Origin of the sequence: Saccharospirillum sp. (assembly GCF_040881935.1) — a bacterium.
In the GTDB taxonomy this organism is placed as follows: Bacteria; Pseudomonadota; Gammaproteobacteria; order Pseudomonadales; family Natronospirillaceae; genus Saccharospirillum.
On record NZ_JBBECH010000056.1, the window covers coordinates 73,006 to 94,834 of the forward strand.

Consider the following 21,829-nt stretch of genomic DNA (forward strand, 5'->3'; position numbering starts at 1 on the left):
AAAAGACAGTGAGCCAGACCCTTCTCAAGCCGGACTGTGACCACCCTGTAGACCTGCGAGGATGATTAAATAATAGCCAGTGTCGTCAAAAGAGGGCACATCATATATCATCGCCGATTCGGTTAAAATAGCTTTTTTTCTGCAAATTCAAGCCCTTGGAGTAGAACTGAATGGAACGCGTTTTTCGCCTGGTGATGTCCTGTCCGGATCGGGTTGGCATCGTTGCCAGGGTGAGCCGGTTTCTGGCTGACCACAATGGCAGCATCATGGAAGCTAACCATCACGCTGATTTGGAGCAAGGGTGGTTTTTTATGCGCAATGAAATTAAAGCCAGTTCACTGCCATTCGAGGCTGATGAGCTGGCGCGCCAGTTTGCACCCATCGCCGACGAACTGGGTATGACCTGGCGCGTTACTGACAGTGATCAGCGGCCCCGAGTGGCGTTGATGGTCAGTCGCGACAGCCATTGTCTGGCGGACATCCTAAGCCGCTGGCACAGCGGTGACCTGCACTGTGATATTGCCTGCATCATTTCCAATCATGATTCGTTGCGCAGCCTGGCAGAATGGCACGCCATTCCGTTTTTTCACGTTCCGGTAGACCCAGAAGACAAAGCGCCGCATTTTGCTGAGGTTGAGCGGTTAATCGAACGGCATGCGGCCGATACCGTTGTGCTGGCGCGTTATATGCAAATACTGCCTGCCGAGCTATGTGCCCGGATGCCGTACCGGGTGATCAACATTCATCACAGCTTTCTGCCGTCTTTTATCGGCGCCCGGCCCTATCACCAAGCCTACGAGCGTGGCGTTAAACTGATAGGGGCAACCTGCCATTATGTGACCGCCGACCTTGATGCTGGCCCGATCATTGATCAGGATGTGATCCGGGTTTCTCATCGCGATGAGATTGAGGATATGGTACGGCTGGGGAAAGACTGCGAACGAACTGTGCTGGCGCGAGGGCTGCGCTGGCATCTGGAAGACCGGGTACTGGTGCATGGCAATAAAACGGTGGTGTTTAACTGATGCAAAAACACGTCAATGTAGGTCTGGTGTTAATGTCCATTTCCGGCCTGGCGCTGGGTGCCGAATCCCGGGTGACCGGTCAGGTGCAGATGCAGGGTGCTTATCTGGAGCCAGCACAAACAGGTGAGGGGCGCTGGTATCTGCAGGCCCCGAACAGCTGGCTTGGGTTAGAGGTGCTGGAGTCTGTCAGTGGCAGTCAGTACCGCGCTGTGTTGGAGGTTGGTCTCGACCCGTTGTCGTTCGACGAACCGGTTGCAAGCCGACAGGTGTTCATTGAATGGCTTCAGCCCCTGTACAGCATTCGGGGTGGTCAGTTACGCAGCCTGGAGCAGCGGCTGCTGGCAGACCCGATTGACCAGATGCATGGTTTCGATGGCGGTCAGCCTACTGATTCCGACCGCTTCACCGATGCACTGGCGATCGATAATTACCGTACCCGAAAAGAAGTTGACCCCGATCAACCGAGCATCGAGTTTACCGCGAGCAATGGCGAGTTGATGTACGTCAGCGGCCAATGGACCTTTGAGGATAAGTCCGCAACATCCTCGCTGCAACAATGGGCCGTGGCCGCCGGACTCGACACGCCCGAAGGTAGCGTGGCGCTGACTTATCGGCGCGACGACGGCTTTGACGCCGGTCTCTTTGGCAGTTCCATTCTGTGGCAGCGCGATGGTTTGCAATTGGGAGGCAGTGTCTTGTATCGGGAAGAGGTCGTCGCCTGGGATATGGTGGGCGCCTATCAGGCCGGTACCGTGATCAGCAAATTAAGTTACGGGCGCGACGGGCAGACAGACTCGACAGACGAGGTCAGTTACTGGGCGTTTGGTATCGATCAGGTGTTCAGCGATTCCATTCTCAACTATTCCGAAATGCATTGGCAGCCCGAGCCCGAACAATGGCGTTGGATGACCGGCTTTCGCCTCACCTTCTAACACCCCTCACGGGCCCGGAGTCACGGTCAGGCCTGGCATGGGCAGCGTTTCCAGCCGGTCGGTATAAAGGGATTTCGGGTCAAATTGCGGGTCGGGAAAGGCCCGCAGCAACACATTGTAGTACCGTCTGATGTTAGCAACATAGACCACCGGCTCCCGGCCCCGGGCATAGCCAAAGCGGGTGTAGGGGTGCCATTCTTTCAAAGCCAGCTTGGGTAAATGCTGGCGCACATCGATCCACGAATCCGGGTCGTCACCCAGTGTCTCGGTAATAATGCGGGCATCTTCCAGATGTCCGGCCCCGACGTTATAGGAGGCCAGCGCCATCCAGGTTCGATCGGGCTCCTGAATGCGTTCGGGTACACGCCGGTGAAGGCTCGCCAGATAGCGACTGCCCGCCTGAATGCTTTGCTGAGGGTCCAGTCGATTGTCGATACCCATTTCACGCGCCGTTATCAGCGTTACCATCATCAACCCCCGCACACCGGTTGGCGAGACTGCATTGCGGCGCCAGTGACTTTCCTGATAAGCCACAGCCGCCAGAAGCCGCCAGTCGAGCCCGGTCAGCTCGGCCTGTTCGCGAAAATCAGCTTCATATTCGGGCAGTCGGGAGGTGATGTGGCGCTCGAACGTCAGGTTGCCAACGTAGTCAAAGTCCCGGGTATGGCCGAGGTAGCGATCTTCGAGTCGGGGTATCAGTTCTGTCTGTTCCAGTTCGCGCACGGCGCTGTTGACCGCATCAATCAGAGAACGATCTCTGTGGTTGCGGAACAGAGGTGCCACTGGCCGGTTGTGTTCGGTCAGCGGGTCGAAGCGCTGGTTGGGGAAAAACGGCCGCATGACCAGGTAATCGCGTTCATCAAGCAACGCCATGTCGAGTTCGCCCATGTCGATTCGGGTCATCAGCTCGGCTGGCCCGGCATTGGTTTGAGTCATCTGTAAGCCTGGATGATCGGCGGCTATTCGGGCGCTGAGGTTGCCGTGGCTGACCGGGTCCAGTGTTGCAATCTGCTGCTGGTCGAGATCTGGCGCTGCGCTGGCCATCTCCCGGGCCAGACCGACCCGGGTCATCAGATAGGGTAGTCCGGGCGTAAACAATGGTTGATTCTCATTGTATGAGGTGCCGGTAAGCGCCATGTCCACGGCCCCGGCGGCTAGCGCGCGGTACAGATCTGACAGATCTGTAACCGCGAAGAGTTGCACCTTGACCCCCAGTTCCTGGCCCAACAATTGGGCCAGGTCGTACTCCAGGCCTGCCATGGTCTGATCATACTGAACGTAGACGCCGTCGGTTTCGCGAATGGCGATGATCAGGGTGTCGCGTGCCTGGACCCGCTGCCAGTGGTTGTGCCAGGTAAAACCGGTCGCCACCCAGAGGCCGACACCCGCCAGCAAGAGCACCAGAATACCGCGGCGACAGAAAGAAATAATTGATCGTCTGGTCAGCAAAAAGTGAGGTCCCCGGAGTTTGATGTCGCTGTGATTGCAGTGCCATTTTACCTGTTTTTCGGCTACCATACGCGCCGATTTTTGCCCGCATTCAGAACAGGCCCCCGATATGCTGATACTCCGAGGAAATCCCGTTTTATCCACCTTTCGCCGCCAGCGCTTGCTGGCCCGTCTGTCGACTGTGCTGGATGCCGGGGTCTGTTCCCGGATTCGGGATATTTACGCGGAGTATGTGCATTTTGCCGAAACATCGGATGCCCTGACGGACCCGGAGCATGCCATTCTGGAGCAGTTGTTGCGCTACGGCCCCCGCGTTGAATCCGAATCGACTGAGGGTAACCTGGTCTGGGTTTTACCTCGTTTTGGTACCATTTCACCCTGGTCGAGCAAGGCTACTGACATTGCCAGAAACAGTGGTCTATCGTCCATAGTGCGGCTCGAACGCGGCATTCAGTATTGCATTCGGACCGATGCGCCCCTCAGTGAGGAGCAGTTACGGCAGGTTGGTCGGGCGCTGCACGACCGGATGACTGAATCCGTGGTGTTTCAAACACCCGATGCAGATCAGCTATTCAGTCATCACGAACCGGAACCATTGCGTCACGTTGGCATTCTCGACGGCGGCCGGGCGGCACTCGCCGAGGCCAATCAGACCCTGGGCCTGGCGCTGGCAGACGATGAAATGGATTACCTGGTCGAGGCGTATCAGCGTCTGGAGCGCGACCCCACCGACGTCGAATTGATGATGTTCGCCCAGGCCAACTCCGAACATTGCCGACACAAAATTTTTAATGCAACCTGGACCATCGACGGCGAAGAGCAACCCTGGTCGCTGTTCAAGATGATCAAGAACACCTACCAGCACAATTCAGCCGGTGTGCTGTCTGCCTATAAAGATAATGCGGCGGTGGTTGAGGGCTTTCGTACCGGGCGTTTTTACCCGGATGCGGATCATCAATACCGCCACCACGAAGAAAACGTTCACATTCTGTTTAAAGTTGAAACTCACAACCACCCGACGGCCATCGCGCCCTTTGCCGGTGCAGCAACCGGGGCTGGCGGCGAGATCCGCGATGAGGGCGCGACCGGAACGGGCGGTAAGCCCAAGGCGGGACTGGCCGGGTTCAGTGTCTCGGATCTCAACATTCCGGGCTTCGTTCACCCCTGGGAGAGCCAGTATGGCAAGCCGGGGCGTATTGTCTCGGCGCTGGATATCATGATCGATGGACCGCTTGGCGCCGCTGCTTTTAACAACGAATTCGGCCGACCCAACTTGCTCGGCTATTTCCGTACCTTTGAAATGTCAGCGACCGGTGTCAACGGCACCGAAGTGCGCGGCTACCACAAGCCGATCATGATTGCCGGAGGCTACGGCAACATCCGTGAAGACCACGTTGATAAGGCGTGGGATGCAGTACCGGCTGGCTCAGCCCTGATCGTATTGGGTGGCCCGGCGATGCAGATCGGTCTGGGCGGCGGTGCTGCCTCTTCGATGGACAGTGCCGAGGGTAATGAGGATCTGGATTTTGCCTCGGTTCAACGGGGCAACCCGGAAATGGAGCGGCGTTGTCAGGAGGTTATTGACCGTTGCTGGCAGTTGGGAGCCAATAATCCGGTGGCTTTTATTCATGATGTGGGTGCCGGTGGGCTGTCGAACGCCTTTCCCGAACTCGTGAATGACGGTGGCCGGGGTGGTGATTTTGAACTGCGCGACATTCCAAACGATGAACCCGGCATGTCACCTCTGGCGGTCTGGAGCAATGAAAGCCAGGAACGCTACGTGCTGGCCGTTACACCAGAGCGGCTGGCCGAGTTCGAAGCCATCTGTCAGCGCGAGCGTTGCCCGTTCGCGGTGATCGGCACGGCGACGGAACACCGCCAACTGGTTTTGAATGATCGGCATTTTGGCAATAAAGCTGTCGATATGCCGCTGGATATTTTGCTTGGCAAGGCACCGCGCATGGAGCGTCAGTTCGAGCGCCAGAGTTTCGAACCCAGCCCATTCTCGACCAAAGGCATTGATCTGCATGATGCCGCCGAACGAGTACTGCGACTGCCGGCCGTTGCCAGCAAGAGCTTTCTTATTACCATCGGCGACCGGTCCATCACCGGCATGGTCGCTCGAGATCAGATGGTCGGGCCCTGGCAAATTCCGGTAGCGGATGCCGCCGTTACCACCACCGGATTTTCCGGCTACACCGGCGAAGCCATGGCGATGGGCGAACGCACACCACTGGCACTGTTGAATGCACCGGCGTCTGGTCGGATTGCGGTCGCCGAGGTGCTGACCAACCTGGCTTCTGTGTCGATCGGAGAGCTCGATCAGGTGCGTCTGTCGGCCAACTGGATGGCGGCAGCGGGCCACCCCGGTGAGGACCAGGCGTTATTTGATACAGTCAAGGCGGTGGGTTTGGAATTGTGTCCGGAATTGGGTCTGACTATACCGGTCGGGAAGGATTCCATGTCGATGCGCACCACCTGGGACGAAAAAGACCGCACCAAGGCGGTGACCGCACCGCTCAGTGTGATCATTTCCGGTCTGGCACCGGTGCTGGACGTGCGCAAAACCGTCACCCCCGAACTGCGCACCGACCGGGGCGAGACCGACCTGATTTTGGTCGACCTGGGGCGTGGCCAGAACCGCCTGGGTGGTTCTGCACTGGCTCAGGTGTATCGCAAAGTCGGCGCTGAGCCAGTCGATCTGGACGACAGCGAAGACATGAAAGCCTTTTGGGCGGTGATGCAGGGGCTGGTCGCTGACGGCAAACTGCTTGCCTACCACGACCGCTCCGACGGCGGTGTGTTTGCGACGCTGTGTGAAATGGCGTTTGCCGGGCGCACCGGTATTGATGTTCGGGTTGAGCGGTTTGCCGGCGATGATCTGACGGCGGCTCTGTTCGCCGAGGAATTGGGGGCGGTGATCCAGGTCGCTCGGCCACAGACCGAAGCGGTATTGCAACAACTGACTGCGGCCGGACTGGGCGATTGCGCGGCGGTGATTGGTCAGTGCAATGACGATGATTTCATTCGTTTCTGTAACGAAGAAGAGGAAGTGCTGGTTAAGCCACGCACAGATTTACTGCGCCTGTGGACAGAGACCAGCTACCGCCTTCAAGCCATGCGCGATAACGAAGCCTGTGCCCGCCAGGAATACGATGCCTGGCTGAACGCCAATGACCCGGGCTTGCATGCCCGTCTGACGTTCGATCCGAACAGCGATGTGACCCAGTCCGTTGATTCGAAGGTGCGCCCTAAAGTTGCCGTTTTAAGGGAGCAGGGCGTTAACGGCCAGGTGGAAATGGCCGCCGCCTTTGACCGCGCCGGTTTTGACACCGTTGATGTGCATATGAGCGACTTGTTGTCCGGTCGACGCTCGCTCAGCGAGTTTCGCGGTCTGGTTGCCTGTGGCGGGTTCTCGTACGGGGATGTTTTGGGTGCGGGTGAAGGCTGGGCTAAAACCATTCGCTTTAACGACACAGTGCGAGAAATGTTCCGCGCCTTTTTCCACGACCCCTCAACGTTTTCGCTGGGTGTCTGCAACGGCTGTCAGATGCTGTCGAACCTGCGCGACCTGATGCCGGGCACCGACCACTGGCCGCACTTTGTGCGCAATGAGTCGGAGCAGTTTGAAGCCCGGACCGTTATGGTCGACATTCCCGAATCACCCTCTATTTTCCTCGCTGGTATGGCTGGGTCGCGTTTGCCGATTCCCGTTGCACACGGCGAAGGCCTCACCGAGTTTCGTGATCAGGCGCATGTGGATGAAGCGGCCAGCAGTGGCCTGGTTGCGTTGCGCTATGTCGATAACTATGGCGACGCGACCATGCGCTATCCGTTCAACCCCAATGGCTCTGCCGCGGGGATGACCGGCTTTACCAACAGCGATGGCCGCATCACCATCATGATGCCGCATCCGGAACGGGTGTTCCGGGCCGTAACCAACTCCTGGCGGCCCGATCACTGGCAGGAAGACGGCCCCTGGTTGCGTATGTTCCGTAATGCCCGCGTCTGGGTCGGGTAAGCGTGGGCGAATTTCTGCTCGTCTTTGGTGTCACGCTCTTTGTCATTGTCGGGGTTACTTTGGCGATGATCTGGGGTAAGGCGCCGGTTTATCGCCCAACCCAGGACAGCGTTCAGGGCTTAATTACCCGGGCGCTTGAGGGTGAGGCCAGAGAAGATGAGTGGCAGTTCTTTCTGGATATGCCCATCCGTCACGACCCGGATTTGGAAGCACTGCGTAAGGACTGTGCTCAATTGCAAGACGAGCAGGGGTTGCGGCCCCGGGCAGGGAAGGTTCGGTTCAAGGAAGCCGGGCAGATTCGTTTACGGCATTTTCTGAGCCGCCTGGAACAGGGCGGTTCCAAGTCTTTTTAACTCAAGTTTCGGAGTTCGGTTCAACTCAAAGGCGTTGGCCCGCACCGGATACCGGGTATGCCTCTGTGGGGAACTCCGAAACTTGAGTTTTTAAACTAGCCATCAAATACAGCACCGGTTGGTCGTGTCGCTCCTGCGAGGGTATCTGAGGCAGGGATGCCGAAGTTAAGCTTACATGGATGTATTCACAGCGACCTCGCAGGAGCGACACGGCCATCCGGCGCGGGCTAGTGGCTTGGCGGTAAAAACAAACTCAGAACCTGTGTTAGTCAGTCTCTAAAAAACGTTCCAAAATTCTCAGAAACGCAGCGGGTTTTTCCGCGTGTGGCCAGTGGCCCGCACCTTCAATAACTTTCGCCTTGGCTTCGGGAAAGCGCTCCATAATGATTGGCTGGTCGCTGGTCTGAATGTACTGGCTGTTCATGCCTTTGATAAAGAGCGTCGGGCCGGTGTAGGGGTGTTCAAAGCCGGGCTCGCTGGCGATGCTGTCATACTGCTGTTGCAGGGCTTCCAGGTTGAAGCGCCAGGCGAGCTGACCAGCGTCGTTACGGTACAGGCTTTTCAGGATGAACTGTCGGATACCCGTTGTTTCGATGCCGTCTTTGAGGGCTTCGTCTATCTCTGAGCGGTTCTTGTACTGACTCAGGTCTGTATTGGCCAGGGCGCGAAAAATATCCTGATGGTGTGGCGGGTAGGCACGCGGTGCTATGTCGACGATGATCAGCTTGTTGATGTTCGGCTGGGAATTGTTAAGCGCCATCTGCATGGCGACTTTGCCGCCCATCGAATGACCGAGCAGGGCTGTATTCTCAATGCCCTGAGCTGACATCCAGTCGCTAACCGCTTCGGCAAAAACCGGATAGGACTGTTGCTTTACCCAGGGTGAACGCCCATGGTTGGGCAGATCCAGCAAGTGCACGCGGTAGTGCTCCGATAACGACTTGGCGATGCTGCGCCAGTTATCGCCACTGCCAAACAAACCGTGCAGTATGACCAGATCAGGCCCTGAACCCAGGGTGTCGCTGTACAGTTCCATGATGTCTCGGAGTCTCCTGTTGGGTGAGCCGGGTATGTTACCAGAGGTATGTTATGCAATGTCGTTCCGGCTGCGGTGCCTGCTGCATCGCACCGTCCATCCATCAGGCATTTTATGGTATGCCAGCGGGTAAGGCCGCCGGTGAGCGCTGTGTCCATTTGCTGGAAGACGCACGCTGCGCGCTGTTTGGGCGTCCGGAGCGGCCTGATGTTTGTTCGGCGTTTCAGGCTGAAACGGAGTTCTGTGGTACGACTCGCGAACAAGCCGTGCAGATACTGGATGCTCTGGAGATCAGCTCGAAACCCCCGGGCTGATAAAGCACCTGGGGTGCACTACTCAAAACCTTTCTTACAGATCAAGGCCCTTCTTACAGAAAGGCAGCCTGAGCGGTGGCGGCCTCTCGCTCGAGTTCGGCATAGCGTGGGTCGTCATGATCGTTCGGGAGCGGCAGCCGTTCAAAGGCGGTCCCGTTTTTACGCTTTAACTTAGTTTAGCAGCTCAAGAGGTATCTGCCGCTCACTGTCCAGATAGAGTGCTGGTGTGTCCGGGGCGAGCTTAATCATGGCCAGGCCCAGGCACTGTTCGCCATCGGCCACCCAGTTGATCCAGGTGCCTGCAGTCCCAGTGGCCGAGTAAACCTCAGGGCGGTCGGGTGCTGTATCGCCTTGCCAGCGCAGGCGCTGCAGTCCTCGCTTGCTCTGTCCTTTATAGTGAAGCCGGGAAATCACTTCCTGGCCAGTGTAGCAGCCTTTATTGAAGGAAAGACCGTCCAGTTGTTCCAGTCCAATCGACTGAGGCACAAATTCACCGGTCTGGCTGGCTTCAATCCAGGGGTACCCGGCCAGAATGTCGAGTCGTTGCCAGCCTGAGACTGGTTGAACCAAGGCGCTTTCAATCTGTTCCATCAGGGGTTCGTAGTCGTCTGCGGTAGCGGCCAGCCAGAGCTGGGCGCGACCATCGGGTAGCATGAAGGCGAAATGCTCCCCCTTGTGCCAGACACCCTGGTTAGCCTCACCCAGGGTACGGGTCAGCCAGCCCTCTGTTTCCGGACCAGACAGCCCCAGGCCATGGAGGGCCAGGCTCTGATTGGTCAGTTTTGAGCCGCGAAAGAAGGGGATGTACTTGCCCAGATGGCGTTGTAATGGGTCTGCGGAACTGTGGTGAACCACCAGTTTGACAGTTGTCGGTTCTGCAGGCAGCAGGACATTCCAGACGTTGGCCACAACGCGCCCCTTGGGGGTACAGAACGCACCGGGCGATGGCTGTTGCGGGACGCGCTTCAGGTAATCCTGAGTGCCCTGACCCTGTAAAAAAGTGAGGGCATCTGAGCCAGAGATGTCGAGCACAGCCAGATGATCCAGCGGGTAAAAGACTGGCCCGTTGTCGGGCTGGTCGGCTTCATGGGAATGTTTCATTGCCGGATGCATGATGTCAGAGTCCGTGATTGGCAGGATAAAAAGTATTCAGGTTCCGGTAGTGCAGACTATAGCGCTGAACAAACCGCAACGGCAGAGGTTCGGATTGCGCTCTGTTTGCTGGTACACTTTGCCCTTACCGGTCGGAATCATCAAGGGTTCCGGCGTTTTGACCGTTGGCTTGAGTGTGGGCGTTGTAACGTGGATATGACAGAAGAACAGGCTTTGGTGCACCGCCGTCTCTGGTGGCACAGTCGGCGTGGCATGCTCGAACTGGATGTACTGCTGGTGCCTTACACCGAATCGGTTTATCCGCAGTTGAGTGAAGATGATCAGCGCATCTATCGCCGCCTGATCGATAATGAAGACCAGGATCTGTGGAACTGGTTTTTGGAAAAATCCTCCCCCGAAGACGCTGAGCTGGCGTACATGGTGCGCAAGATACTGGACCGTGTCCAACCCGATTGAGTGCCAGTTGCAGCCTTCGCGGCTGCGCTGGCTGATGATGTCGGCCCCGCCGGTGATCTGTCTGATTCTGCTTGGCTTCAGTGCGCTTCCACTCTGGTTTCTGGGTGCTTTGACGTTGGTGCTGGGCGTGGTTCTGGTGCACGGTATTCTTGCTGAGCCACAACCCCGCTATCTGCGCTGGGCCGGTGCCGACGTCTGGCTATATGATCAGTTGACGTCTGCCAAGGCCGAGCAATACCAATGGCAAGGGGGCGGTCGGCGCAACGCGCTCTATATACGCCTGGCACTGATCTGCGTGGATACCGGATACCGGCGCGATCTGATGATCTGGCGTGACAGCGTGACTGACCCGAGTTGGCGCAGCCTGAACGCCTGGTTCCGCATTCAGGCCAGTTCGCTGCGTCGTGACCCGTCAAACCTGTAAAAAATTCAGCGTTTTCGCTCTGGGGAAAGTACCGTTATTTCTGTCTGTTCCTGAGGCTCGGGGTAGGTCCGGGTATAATGCAGTCCGCGACTTTCCTTGCGCGACAGGGCCGATTCAATGATGAGTTCTGCCACGACTACCAGGTTGCGCAATTCCAGCAGGTCGGAACTGACCCGAAAGTTGGCGTAATAATCCTGAATTTCCTGCTTTAGTAGCCTTACCCGGCGCAGCGCTCGTTCAAGACGCTTGTCGCTGCGTACAATGCCTACGTAGTCCCACATAAAGCGGCGGATTTCATCCCAGTTGTGGCTGATCACGACTTTTTCATCGGAATCGGACACTCTGGATTCATCCCAGAGTGGCAGGTCGTCCGGATCACCGGGTGACGGGGCACTGGCGAGAATGTCTTCAGCGGCCATCCGCGCGAATACGATGCACTCCAGCAAAGAATTTGAGGCCAGTCGGTTGGCACCGTGCAACCCGGTATAGGCGCATTCGCCTGCTGCGTAAAGGCCAGCGAGATCAGTGCGGGCGTGCAGGTCGGTGCGGATGCCGCCACAGGTATAGTGCGCGGCTGGCACGACTGGAATGGGTTCGCGGGTCATGTCATAACCAAAGCTCAGGCAGCGTTCGTGAATGGTGGGGAAATGACTGCGAATGAACGAGGCCGGTTTGTGGCTGATGTCCAGATACAGATTGTCCGCGCCCAGGCGTTTCATTTCATGGTCGATGGCGCGGGCTACAATGTCCCGCGGGGCCAGCTCGCCGCGCTCGTCAAAGCGGTGCATGAACCGGTCGCCATTGGGCAGCTTCAATAACCCGCCTTCACCGCGCACCGCTTCGGAAATCAAGAAGGACTTGGCCTTGGGGTGGTACAGGCAGGTGGGATGAAACTGATTGAATTCCATGTTCACTACCCGGCAGCCAGCGCGCCAGGCCATGGCGATGCCGTCGCCGGTGGCCCCATCTGGGTTGCTGGTAAACAGATACACCTTGCTGGCTCCGCCGCTGGCAATGACCGTTGAACGGGCGCCAATGGTCACCACCCGGTCGTTGCGACGGTCGAGTACGTAAGCGCCGAGGCATCGGTCGGGAGTATCGGAGGCGCCAGACACCTTGTTGTGGGTGATCAGATCCACGGCAATGTGCTGTTCCAGTACATGGATGTTGGCGCGCTGCTGAACGTTGCGTACCAGCGTTTCAGAGATGGCCCGTCCGGTGGCATCGGCGGCGTGAATGATGCGACGATGACGATGGCCGCCTTCCCGGGTCAGATGGTAGTCGACTTCAGATCCGTCCTCGTGAGTGAAGGGAACGCCCTGATCGATTAGCCACTGAATGGCACTGGCCGAACGTTCAACGGTGTGACGCACGGCTTTGAGTTCGCACAGCCCGGCACCTGCTTTGAGGGTATCGGCGACGTGATCGTCGACGGAATCCACCTTGTCCAGAACGGCTGCGACGCCACCCTGTGCCCAGGCGGTCGACCCCCAGCCCAGCTTACCCTTGCAGACCAGATAAATATTCAGGGTGCGGGGCAGGCTGAGGGCCAGCGTCAGGCCAGCCGCGCCGGTGCCGATGACCAGGACATCAGCGGACAATCGTGAAGGCATGAGGGCATACTCCGTGCGCGAGTGAAATGGCCTGGGCTTGTGCTACCCGGCGTATAAGTCGCCAGTATAACCAAACTCGGCTCGGTTGCTCACCCCGGGTGACACGACAAGTGCCGGTGCATTGTTGGCTAGCGGTGAGTCGGTATAATGAAATGCATGTAATACACAACGAGCGAATGCTGAGTGGTCGAAGAACGTGGTCAGGTAATTAACGTTAGCGCAGAAGGCGCCGTCGTCGCTGTGGTGCAAACCAGCGCCTGTCAGAGTTGCAAGGCCCGGCAAGGGTGCGGTCAGGCCGTGTTAAGTGAGTGGGGTAGCACCGATCGTCAGGATGCCAAAAACCATTTCTTTATCGACAAAACCGGCATTCAACCGGAGCTGGCGTTGCGGCCGGGTGATGTTGTTCGCCTGGGTATTCCCGAAGATGCGTTGTCGCGTGCCGCCGTCTGGATGTACCTCTGGCCTCTGTTACCAGTCTTTTTTGTGCTCTGGGCAGGGACTCAGCTGTCTATTCCGGAACCGGCTCAATTGCTAACGGCTCTCCTGGCCGGAGCCGCCGCTGTTGTTGTAACCCGCTGGCGCTTTGCCACCCCGGGTCAGACAGGGAGGCCGCGCATTCTGTCGATCGAGACTCCGGCGACGGCGGTGTTCGCCCGCGAAGCCGGGTAACTCTGCTGTCCGGGCTAATCTACAGGGCGTAAATGGGGTGTAAAACGAACACCCCGGGCGCTTTGATAAGACACACTTAGGCCTAACATCACTGTTTAACTCAAAGCCGAGTGGAGTACTCATTCATGTTGCAACGGACATCCATCGTTACCGCAGTCGTGGGCGTTTTGTTACTGGCGAGCCAGGCCATGGCCGAAGGCTTGCCAGATTTTACCGGGCTGGTCGAGGATCATTCGCCATCGGTCGTTAAAATCACCACCTCAACCGCACCCGTCGAGCGATCAGCTCAGCAGGGTAATGGGCAGCAGCAGGTACCTGAATTTTTCCGTTATTTTTTTGGTGACCAGTTGCCCCCTGATTTTGATTTTCAGCAGCCTAACCCAACGCCGCGAGAGGGGCTTGGGTCTGGTTTTATTTTATCTGAAGACGGCTACATCCTGACCAACAATCATGTGATTGACGGGGCAGACGATGTTCGGGTAATGCTGACCAATGGCACCTCTTATGAAGCCGAGGTGATTGGTACCGACCCGCAAAGCGATGTGGCACTGTTGAAGGTTGAAGCGGAAGATTTGCATGCAGTGACCATTGGCAGCAGCGAAAACCTGAAGGTTGGCGAATGGGTGCTGGCGATTGGTTCGCCGTTCAACTTTGAATATTCCGTCACCGCAGGCATCGTCAGCGCCAAGGGGCGTGCTCTGGGCGGTTCAGACCGGTATGTCCCCTTCATTCAGACCGATGTGGCAATTAACCCCGGTAATTCGGGCGGGCCCTTGTTTAACCTCGATGGCGAAGTCGTAGGCATCAACTCCCAGATCTACACCCGCTCCGGGGGCTTTATGGGTGTGTCCTTCGCCATCCCCATCGATATTGCCATGAACATTGCCGATCAGTTGCGTGAGACCGGTGAGGTTAAGCGCGGTTGGCTGGGGGTCGAAATGTATCCGCCGTTCAATGAAAATCTTGAGCTGGCACAGTCCATGGGGCTTGAACGAGCTGAAGGTGCACTGATCGCCCGGGTGTTTGAAGGCAGCCCTGCTCAGCAGGGCGGTATCCGGGCCGACGACATCATCCTTGAATTCGATGGCAAACCTGTACGTCGTTACTCTGACCTGCCACCTCTGGTGGGGCGGGTGAAGCCGGAGAGCACCGTCGATGTGCTGGTATTGCGCAATGGTGAACGAGAAACGCTGGACGTGACCATCGGCGTGCTGGATGAAACGACGGTGGCCGCTCAGGCGGCACCGCTCGAACCCAGTTCAGATAATTCCCTGAACATCATCGTGGTAGATGCTGGCGACCGGGATGGTGTTCTGGTTGAGGAGGTCTTGTCTGGCCCCGCTGAAGAGGCCGGTTTGCAGACTGGAGATGTCATCACCATGATGGGTGGCTCCTTTGTCCGCGATAAAGAAGACTTTGACCGCATTGTGCGCGAATTACCGCAAAATGGTGCAGTGGCAGTGCGGATCCTGCGTGGCACCAACATCGTTTATCTGGCCATCCCCACCGAGTAGTACCCCAAGCCCCGACCGGTCACCGTCGGCCGGGGCTGTCATGGTGTTCACAGGCCAAATGGTTTAAACTCGCGACCCCATTTTTAAGCTGAGTATTTGCTTCTGTGAGCAGTGATCTCTCCCACATACGAAATTTCTCCATCATCGCCCATATCGACCACGGCAAATCCACACTGGCAGACCGTTTTATTCAGGTGTGTGGCGGCCTGACAGAACGTGAGATGGCTGAGCAGGTGCTGGACTCCATGGATCTGGAGCGTGAACGGGGCATCACCATCAAGGCGCAGAGCGTGACCCTGGATTACAAGGCACGTGACGGCAAAGTCTATCAGCTGAATTTCATCGATACGCCCGGGCACGTTGACTTTGCCTATGAAGTCTCCCGGTCGTTGTTTGCCTGTGAAGGAGCGTTACTGGTCGTAGATGCGGCTCAGGGTGTCGAAGCCCAGTCAGTGGCCAACTGTTACACCGCTATCGAGCAAGGCCTGGAGGTCGTGCCGGTACTGAATAAGATGGACCTGCCCCAGGCAGAGCCCGAGCGTGTCGCCCAGGAAATAGAAGAGATCATCGGCATCGACGCGCACGATGCGGTGCATGCTTCGGCCAAAAGCGGACTGGGCATTGAAGATGTGCTTGAGCAACTGATTGAGCGCATTCCTCCGCCGGTCGGGAATCTGGACGGTGACCTGCAGGCGCTGATCATCGATTCATGGTTCGACAACTACCTGGGCGTAGTGTCACTGGTCCGGGTTCGTCATGGCACTCTGAACAAGGGTGACAAGATTATTATCAAAAGCACCGGCCGCATTCATGTGGTCGACAAGCTCGGTATTTTTACGCCCAAAATGGCCGAAAAAAACCGGCTCAGAGCTGGCGAAGTTGGTTTTATCTGCGCGTCCATCAAGGAAATTCGCGGTGCCCCGGTCGGGGATACCATCACCCTGTCCAGTACGCCGAATGTCGCCGCCGTACCCGGTTTTAAAAAGAGCAAACCGCAGGTCTATGCGGGTTTGTTTCCGGTGTCGGCCGATGACTACGAAGACTTCCGTACCGCCCTTGAAAAGCTCAGCCTGAACGATGCCAGCCTGTTCTATGAGCCGGAAAGTTCCGATGCACTGGGCTTTGGCTTTCGCTGTGGTTTCCTCGGTATGTTGCACATGGAGATCATTCAGGAACGTCTTGAGCGCGAATACGACCTGGATCTGATCATCACGGCACCAACGGTGGTCTATGAGATCATGAAAACAGACGGTGAGGTCATTTTCGTTGATAACCCGTCCAAACTGCCTGCGGTTAACAACATTGAAGAGTTTCGGGAACCCATAGTGCGGGCGTCGATTCTGGTGCCTCAGGAGCATGTCGGCAATGTCATTACGCTGTGTATGGAAAAGCGTGGCGTGCAGCGTGACATGCAGTTTCTGGGTGGCCAGGTGGCGCTCGAATACGACTTGCCCATGGCCGAAATCGTAATGGATTTCTTTGACCGGCTCAAATCGGTCAGCCGCGGCTTCGCCTCGCTGGACTTCGCCTTTGATCGTTTTGAAGCGTCAAAGTTGACGCGGCTTGATGTACTGGTAAACGGGGACAGGGTGGATGCGCTGGCCGTCATCATGCACCAGGATCATGTGCAACGCCGTGGTCGTTTGTTGTGTGAAAAAATGAAGGAACTGATTCCCCGGCAAATGTTTGATGTGGCGGTGCAGGCTGCCATCGGTAATCAGGTTGTGGCTCGGACCACGGTAAAGGCCTTGCGCAAGAACGTGACCGCAAAATGCTACGGCGGTGATGTCAGCCGCAAGAAAAAGCTGTTGCAACGTCAGAAAGAAGGTAAGAAGCGGATGAAGCAGGTCGGTTCCGTATCGATCCCGCAGGATGCCTTCCTGGCTATTTTGAAAGTGGATAGTTAAGAGCCACTGATTTGCATAAGGACTGTATGGAATGAACGTGATTGTGCTTTTTTGGGCCAGCCTGGTTATGACGGTGGTGCTAGCGGCGGCAATTTTTATCCGGCAGCGGCGCCGTCTGGCGGCAGCGGGCGCACAAAGCGACTGGAACCGGGAGCAGCTGGAAGCGCTGTTTGCGCCCAGCGGGCTGGAGCGGGGGCTGGGCTATGCCTTGCTGGTGCTGTTGCTGGCTCTGATTTGGCAGACCATTCAGCAAAGTTTTGATTTCGCCTTATTGTTGGCTGTTGCGACCCTGGTTACCGGGCTCGTGTATCTGGCCGATGTGCTGCTGTTGCGGGCCGATCGTCGCAAAGTACTGGCGGCCGCAGAACAGAACATGGCGGATTTCAAGACCGTTCGTGAAGATTTGAATGTAGAGCCCGGCTTGATTGAAAACAGCCGGTCGTTCTTTCCGGTTTTGCTGATCGTGTTTGTATTACGCAGTTTTCTGTTTGAACCGTTTCAGATTCCATCGGGTTCCATGAAGCCGACGCTGGAAATTGGTGACTTTATCATCGTTAACCGCTTCACTTACGGGCTGCGCATGCCGGTGACCAATGACGTTATTGTCCCGGTTAGTCAGCCCGAGCGCGGGGATGTCATCGTGTTCCGGCCGCCGCATGAACCCAGCAAAAACTTTATTAAACGTGTCGTAGGTCTTCCGGGTGACTTGATCCAGTACGACTATGGCCGGCGTCAGTTGAGCATCAATGGCGAGGAAATAGAGATCGCTTTTGAACAACGGACTGCAGACGCAGAAGGTCGCTACACTCTGTACAGTGAGCAACTGGGCGATATAGAACATCTTATCTATCAGAACCAGTCAGGCCCAAACCGCCATCCCCACGAGTGGGTGCCCGCCGCGGGTGTTCAGGTGCCCGGGGGTCATTACTTTGTGATGGGTGATAACCGTGACGCAAGTCACGATTCCCGGTACTGGGAGGGGCAGCGTCGTCTGGAACAGAGCGACTATAATAACCAGGGTAACAATGCCTGGGGCTTTGTGGACGAAAACGCCATTCTGGGTGAGGCGGTGGCTGTCTGGATGACCTGGAAAGGCTGGTACCCCAGTTTCGCGCGCCTGGGGGCTATTGACTAACCTACCGGACTGCGAGAGTTTACCCTGACGCAGAGGGCCGCCCATTCACGGGTAGCCCTTCGACTTTACGATACCGGCAATGCGACGGGCATTGCTCCAAACAGGAACGAACGACAATGCGGACTCCGAAGCGTGAGCAGGGCATGACGATTCTTTCAATGGCCATACTGCTGCTTATGGTCATTTTTTTCGGCACGCTGATCATCAAGTTATCCGGGCCCTATTATGATCAGTTCACCATCGACCAGATGATCAGCCGTACCAGTCAGGATATGAGTGGTAGCGAGTTTTTGGAATCTGAATTCAGAGACCGGATCTCCAAGAATCTGGATATCAATAACATTGAAATCGATCTGAGCCGAGATTTAACCTTTGATTTACGCGCCAGCGAGCCCAAGGTCATTCTCGATTATGAAAAACGGGTGCATATCGCTGCAAACATTGATGTGGTGCTGACCTTTTATGAAGAATACGGACTCTGACCAGTGTCATTAATGATCGAACGGCTCAGCCAGCGGCTGGGTTATCAGTTTAACGACGCGGCGTTATTGCAACAGGCGCTGACGCACCGCAGCTTTTCCCGCAAGAATAACGAGCGCCTCGAGTTCCTGGGTGATGCCATTCTGAACTGCACCATTGCCCAGCAGTTGTATGACCGTTTTCCGAAAGCACGTGAAGGCCAGCTGTCCCGGTTAAGGGCGCATCTGGTAAAAGGCGAAACCCTGGCTGAACTGGGCCGCGAGTTTGAACTGGGTGAGTGTTTACGCCTGGGCAGTGGTGAATTGAAAAGCGGTGGTTTCCGGCGCGACAGCATTCTTGCCGATGCGGTTGAGGCTATTATCGGCGCCATCAGTCTTGATCACTCACTGGATACGGCCCAGAGTGTTATTGTTCAGTGGTTTGAACTGCGGCTGCAGGAACTGAACCTGAGCGACAACATCAAGGATTCCAAAACCCGCCTGCAGGAGTTTTTGCAATCCAGAAAAGCCCCTTTACCGCAATACAGTGTGCGAGAAGTGACAGGCGAGGCGCATGATCAGACGTTTACCGTTGATTGTGAAGTCGACGGTCTGGAACAACCAACCGTCGGTGCCGGTAACAGTCGTCGTATTGCGGAACAGGAAGCCGCTCGCGCGGCCCTGAAAGCGCTCGGAGAGCATGCAAAGTGAATGAACCCTATGAATTAACAACCCGGTGTGGCTTTGTAGCCATTGTGGGTCGGCCAAACGTCGGCAAATCAACCCTGATGAATCACGTTCTGGGCCAGAAGGTGTCTATTACCTCGCGCAAACCCCAGACCACCCGCCACCGGGTGATGGGCATTCACAGCGAAGGCGACGTGCAGATGATCTTCGTCGATACGCCGGGTATGCATCGCGGCGAAGAGAAAGCCATTAACCGCTATATGAACCGGGCCGCTGATTCGGCGTTGGCGGATGTCGATGTGATTGTCCTGGTTGTCGACCGCACCGTCTGGACGGAAGAAGATCAGTGGGTCCTCGACAAACTTAAAACGAACAAGGCACCGGTCATACTGGCGATCAACAAGGTGGATCACCTCGAAGACAAACAAAGCCTGTTGCCGCACATGCAACGATTGGCTGAGCAGTTCGACTTCGCTGAAGTGGTGCCCTTGTCGGCCCTGCGAGGCAATAACCTCGACACTCTGGTCGAACAGATCGCCAAGCGCTTGCCCAAAAGCTTGTTCTATTTTCCCGAAGATCAGATCACCGATCGGACCGAACGATTTATGGCGGCTGAGATGATCCGTGAAAAGCTGATGCGTCAGCTGGGTGCCGAACTGCCATATTCCATGGCAGTTGAGATTGAGCAGTTTAAATTTGAAGATCGAGTGTTGCACATCCACGGTCTGATTTTGGTGGAACGGCAGGGTCAGAAAAAGATCGTCATTGGCGACAAGGGCAGTCGTATCAAAAAAGTGGGTCACGATGCCCGGCTGGATATGGAGCAACTGTTTGACGCCAAAGTCATGCTGAACCTCTGGGTTAAGGTAAAAGGTGGCTGGGCGGATGATGAACGTGCCCTGAAGAGCCTGGGCTACTTTAACGAACCATGATCCGGAACGAATCATGAGCGGGCGGCGTGCGCCAAATCAGCCTGCCTATGTGCTGCATGCCCGCCCGTTTCGCGAGTCTCACTGGTTACTTGAATTACTGACGCCAGACAGTGGACGTTTTACCGCTATTGGCCGTGCATCCCGGCCGACGCTGTTTTGCCCCTGCCTGGTCAGAACCCACGGTAATGCGGAACTGAAACAGTTGAGCGACTGGCGCTATCAGGGCACAGCCCCGGTGCAGCGGGGTGCGGCGTTGGTGCAGGGGCTCTATATCAACGAGCTCTGTGTGCGTCTGGTGCCCCGGTTTCAAACCGACGAAGGTTTTTTTGGTGTCTATGCCAGTACTATGTTGCTGCTGGGCAAGCCAACACAGCAGGCGCCTGCGCTCCGGTTTTTTGAGCGCCGGTTACTCGAAGCCACCGGATTTGGGCTTGATTACCGCCAGACCATGGATACCGGTGACTGGATTGAGCCCGGCGGGTTTTACCGCTTTGATCCGGCCCGGGGGTTTTGCCGGGGCACTAGTGCCGATGATTTGCCGGGAAGCCTGATTCAGGCCATTGCCGATAACAACTGGCAGACAGATCGGGCTTTGTCGATGGCTAAGGCGATCAATGCCAGCCGGATTCAGCATGTTCTCGAAGGCCGTTCCTGGCACAGCAAAAACTGGGTATGCTGAGCATCCCTATCTGTTACTCAAGAGACCCCCTGCTGTGAATATTGGGACCGACATCGTCAACATTCAGCGCATTGAACAGGTTCTGGCGCAGCAGGGCGAGCGCTTTCTGCGTCGCATTCTGACCAGTGCCGAACAGGATGAGTATCAGCGCCGGGGTGCGCCGGTGAAATTTCTGGCCAATCGCTTTGCCGGAAAAGAAGCCATCGCCAAAGCGCTGGGAACGGGTATTGCCCAGGGCATCACCTTTCAGGGCATCGAAATATTGCCGGATGAACATGGAGCCCCGTGCGCACAGTTGTCTGGAGCTGCACTGGAAAAACAGCGGGCGCTGGGTGCCGCTCGGGTATACATCAGTCTGGCCGATGAACAGGATTATGTGGTGGCCTTTGCTGTCGTTGCCTGAGTCGGGCAATCAACTGGTCTGACGCTTGCCCGACTTTTGTTGCATCTGATAGGCATAAACCTTCACCGCCTGATCCAGAACCTTTTCCCAGTCATGGTTGTTCGACCAGTGCTGCAATTCGTTGATCTCTTCATTCAGCAAGAACAGCGCATCTTCGAGAATCGCGTAGTGGCCCTGCTTGAGCAGTGATTCGGTGTACATCGCCGTCATCTGGATGCGTGGCACGCCGCAGTAGTGGGTGGCCCCATGCAGACGGTGAACATCCTCCAGCAGGGCTTTGTAATCCGCCTGCTGGTAGAGGGTATTCATCCTGCGCTGATCTTTTTCCAGGCTGTCCATCAGCATGGTGAACATGTCTCGTGCCAACCCCAATTTGCCGCTGGCTTTTTCCAGCCCGGAGACGAAATCCACTACGGGCAGGGCGTGTAGATGTTCCATATCGAGCGATGCGGACGTTTCCTTGTCAGCAGGTGCCGAGACCGACTGCGTGTCTTCATAGCTCAGTGCCGTTCCGGTCCATTTAAACAGGGTACGGTGTAACTGGTCTTCGTCGACCGGCTTGGTCAGGTAATCGTCCATGCCGCTGTCGAGCATACTCTGTCGTTCTTCTGCCAGGGCGTGGGCAGTCAGAGCAATGATTGGAATGCGTGCCTGTGCCGGTTCCATCTGACGAATGCGGCGTGTGGCCTGCTTGCCATCCATGCCCGGC

At 56.6% G+C, this 21,829-nt stretch carries 21 protein-coding genes; 16 read left to right on the forward strand and 5 right to left on the reverse strand.

All coding sequences use genetic code 11. From position 1 onward, the window contains the following. Positions 1 to 170 precede the first annotated feature (170 nt). Together purU and WEB54_RS10410 are read left to right on the forward strand one after the other, a co-directional pair. Entirely contained in the window at positions 171 to 1,025 is an 855-nt protein-coding gene (gene purU / locus WEB54_RS10405; protein WP_368054035.1) for a formyltetrahydrofolate deformylase, read from the forward strand. Next, positions 1,025 to 1,957 (forward strand): hypothetical protein, encoded by a 933-nt coding sequence (locus WEB54_RS10410; protein ID WP_368054037.1) that lies wholly within the window; start codon positions 1,025 to 1,027, stop codon positions 1,955 to 1,957. The genes purU and WEB54_RS10410 overlap by 1 nt, the downstream gene beginning before the upstream one ends. A gap of 6 nt (positions 1,958 to 1,963) precedes the next feature. Here the strand turns inward: WEB54_RS10410 and mltF are convergent, their stop codons facing one another. Continuing rightward, a complete protein-coding gene (gene mltF / locus WEB54_RS10415; RefSeq protein WP_368054039.1) occupies positions 1,964 to 3,406 on the reverse strand; it encodes a membrane-bound lytic murein transglycosylase MltF in 1,443 nt (480 codons plus the stop codon). Positions 3,407 to 3,515: 109 nt separating this feature from the next. Between mltF and purL the strand changes: the two genes are divergently transcribed. Both purL and WEB54_RS10425 read left to right on the forward strand, forming a co-directional pair. Beyond that, positions 3,516 to 7,427 (forward strand): phosphoribosylformylglycinamidine synthase, encoded by a 3,912-nt coding sequence (purL, locus tag WEB54_RS10420; protein ID WP_368055429.1) that lies wholly within the window; start codon positions 3,516 to 3,518, stop codon positions 7,425 to 7,427. A 2-nt stretch (positions 7,428 to 7,429) separates the two neighbouring features. Continuing rightward, positions 7,430 to 7,780: a hypothetical protein gene (locus tag WEB54_RS10425; RefSeq protein WP_368054043.1), complete on the forward strand. Its 351-nt coding sequence runs from the start codon at positions 7,430 to 7,432 to the stop codon at positions 7,778 to 7,780. Between the two features lie 265 nt (positions 7,781 to 8,045). Here the strand turns inward: WEB54_RS10425 and WEB54_RS10430 are convergent, their stop codons facing one another. Continuing rightward, positions 8,046 to 8,816: an alpha/beta fold hydrolase gene (locus tag WEB54_RS10430; protein ID WP_368055431.1), complete on the reverse strand. Its 771-nt coding sequence runs from the start codon at positions 8,814 to 8,816 to the stop codon at positions 8,046 to 8,048. 53 nt (positions 8,817 to 8,869) lie between these two features. On the opposite strand from WEB54_RS10430, the gene WEB54_RS10435 reads away from it, so the two are divergent. Next, entirely contained in the window at positions 8,870 to 9,130 is a 261-nt protein-coding gene (locus WEB54_RS10435) for a YkgJ family cysteine cluster protein (protein WP_368055433.1), read from the forward strand. A 171-nt stretch (positions 9,131 to 9,301) separates the two neighbouring features. On the opposite strand, the gene WEB54_RS10440 is transcribed toward WEB54_RS10435, so the two are convergent. Further along, positions 9,302 to 10,231: a folate-binding protein YgfZ gene (locus WEB54_RS10440; RefSeq protein WP_368055435.1), complete on the reverse strand. Its 930-nt coding sequence runs from the start codon at positions 10,229 to 10,231 to the stop codon at positions 9,302 to 9,304. A gap of 207 nt (positions 10,232 to 10,438) precedes the next feature. On the opposite strand from WEB54_RS10440, the gene WEB54_RS10445 reads away from it, so the two are divergent. Continuing rightward, the gene (locus tag WEB54_RS10445; protein ID WP_368055460.1) at positions 10,439 to 10,699 is read left to right on the forward strand and encodes a succinate dehydrogenase assembly factor 2; all 261 of its coding nucleotides are present in this window, start codon (positions 10,439 to 10,441) and stop codon (positions 10,697 to 10,699) included. Beyond that, a complete protein-coding gene (locus WEB54_RS10450; RefSeq protein WP_368055437.1) occupies positions 10,683 to 11,123 on the forward strand; it encodes a protein YgfX in 441 nt (146 codons plus the stop codon). The genes WEB54_RS10445 and WEB54_RS10450 overlap by 17 nt, the downstream gene beginning before the upstream one ends. 5 nt (positions 11,124 to 11,128) lie before the next feature. Here the strand turns inward: WEB54_RS10450 and nadB are convergent, their stop codons facing one another. Beyond that, a complete protein-coding gene (nadB, locus tag WEB54_RS10455; RefSeq protein WP_368055439.1) occupies positions 11,129 to 12,736 on the reverse strand; it encodes an L-aspartate oxidase in 1,608 nt (535 codons plus the stop codon). A 183-nt stretch (positions 12,737 to 12,919) separates the two neighbouring features. Here nadB and WEB54_RS10460 point away from each other — a divergent pair, with 183 nt between their 5' ends. The 9 genes from WEB54_RS10460 to acpS all read left to right on the forward strand — a co-directional run bounded on the left by WEB54_RS10460 (position 12,920) and on the right by acpS (position 21,120). After that, the gene (locus WEB54_RS10460; RefSeq protein WP_368055441.1) at positions 12,920 to 13,405 is read left to right on the forward strand and encodes a SoxR reducing system RseC family protein; all 486 of its coding nucleotides are present in this window, start codon (positions 12,920 to 12,922) and stop codon (positions 13,403 to 13,405) included. A 125-nt stretch (positions 13,406 to 13,530) separates the two neighbouring features. Then, positions 13,531 to 14,919, forward strand: a complete 1,389-nt coding sequence (locus WEB54_RS10465; RefSeq protein WP_368055443.1) for a DegQ family serine endoprotease — start codon at positions 13,531 to 13,533, stop codon at positions 14,917 to 14,919. 104 nt (positions 14,920 to 15,023) lie between these two features. Next, on the forward strand, positions 15,024 to 16,826 hold the full coding sequence (gene lepA / locus WEB54_RS10470) for a translation elongation factor 4 (RefSeq protein ID WP_368055445.1): 1,803 nt from the start codon (positions 15,024 to 15,026) through the stop codon (positions 16,824 to 16,826). A 31-nt stretch (positions 16,827 to 16,857) separates the two neighbouring features. Further along, positions 16,858 to 17,961, forward strand: coding sequence for a signal peptidase I (gene lepB, locus WEB54_RS10475; protein ID WP_368055447.1), 1,104 nt, complete (start codon positions 16,858 to 16,860; stop codon positions 17,959 to 17,961). A 116-nt stretch (positions 17,962 to 18,077) separates the two neighbouring features. Beyond that, complete coding sequence (locus tag WEB54_RS10480) at positions 18,078 to 18,443, forward strand: DUF4845 domain-containing protein (RefSeq protein WP_368055449.1); 366 nt, start codon at positions 18,078 to 18,080, stop codon at positions 18,441 to 18,443. A 12-nt stretch (positions 18,444 to 18,455) separates the two neighbouring features. Further along, positions 18,456 to 19,130: a ribonuclease III gene (gene rnc, locus WEB54_RS10485; protein WP_368055462.1), complete on the forward strand. Its 675-nt coding sequence runs from the start codon at positions 18,456 to 18,458 to the stop codon at positions 19,128 to 19,130. Continuing rightward, entirely contained in the window at positions 19,127 to 20,038 is a 912-nt protein-coding gene (era, locus tag WEB54_RS10490; RefSeq protein ID WP_368055451.1) for a GTPase Era, read from the forward strand. Before rnc ends, era begins: the two co-directional genes overlap by 4 nt. Before the next feature lie 13 nt (positions 20,039 to 20,051). Continuing rightward, positions 20,052 to 20,717, forward strand: a complete 666-nt coding sequence (locus WEB54_RS10495; RefSeq protein ID WP_368055453.1) for a DNA repair protein RecO — start codon at positions 20,052 to 20,054, stop codon at positions 20,715 to 20,717. Between the two features lie 34 nt (positions 20,718 to 20,751). Further along, positions 20,752 to 21,120: a holo-ACP synthase gene (gene acpS, locus WEB54_RS10500; protein ID WP_368055455.1), complete on the forward strand. Its 369-nt coding sequence runs from the start codon at positions 20,752 to 20,754 to the stop codon at positions 21,118 to 21,120. 9 nt (positions 21,121 to 21,129) lie between these two features. Here acpS and WEB54_RS10505 read toward each other — a convergent pair. After that, positions 21,130 to 21,829 (reverse strand): Hpt domain-containing protein (locus WEB54_RS10505; protein ID WP_368055458.1); only part of this gene is annotated, 700 nt, incomplete at its 5' end.

Coding starts and splice junctions, on each gene's coding strand:
- purU (WP_368054035.1), top strand. CDS start 171: ATGGAACGCGTTTTTCGCCTGGTGATGTCCTGTCCGGATCGGGTTGGC.
- purL (WP_368055429.1), top strand. CDS start 3,516: ATGCTGATACTCCGAGGAAATCCCGTTTTATCCACCTTTCGCCGCCAG.
- WEB54_RS10410 (WP_368054037.1), top strand. CDS start 1,025: ATGCAAAAACACGTCAATGTAGGTCTGGTGTTAATGTCCATTTCCGGC.
- WEB54_RS10430 (WP_368055431.1), bottom strand. CDS start 8,816: ATGGAACTGTACAGCGACACCCTGGGTTCAGGGCCTGATCTGGTCATA.
- WEB54_RS10445 (WP_368055460.1), top strand. CDS start 10,439: ATGACAGAAGAACAGGCTTTGGTGCACCGCCGTCTCTGGTGGCACAGT.
- nadB (WP_368055439.1), bottom strand. CDS start 12,736: ATGCCTTCACGATTGTCCGCTGATGTCCTGGTCATCGGCACCGGCGCG.
- WEB54_RS10495 (WP_368055453.1), top strand. CDS start 20,052: ATGAGCGGGCGGCGTGCGCCAAATCAGCCTGCCTATGTGCTGCATGCC.
- WEB54_RS10465 (WP_368055443.1), top strand. CDS start 13,531: ATGTTGCAACGGACATCCATCGTTACCGCAGTCGTGGGCGTTTTGTTA.
- WEB54_RS10435 (WP_368055433.1), top strand. CDS start 8,870: ATGCAATGTCGTTCCGGCTGCGGTGCCTGCTGCATCGCACCGTCCATC.
- WEB54_RS10440 (WP_368055435.1), bottom strand. CDS start 10,231: ATGAAACATTCCCATGAAGCCGACCAGCCCGACAACGGGCCAGTCTTT.
- WEB54_RS10480 (WP_368055449.1), top strand. CDS start 18,078: ATGCGGACTCCGAAGCGTGAGCAGGGCATGACGATTCTTTCAATGGCC.
- rnc (WP_368055462.1), top strand. CDS start 18,456: ATGATCGAACGGCTCAGCCAGCGGCTGGGTTATCAGTTTAACGACGCG.
- lepB (WP_368055447.1), top strand. CDS start 16,858: ATGAACGTGATTGTGCTTTTTTGGGCCAGCCTGGTTATGACGGTGGTG.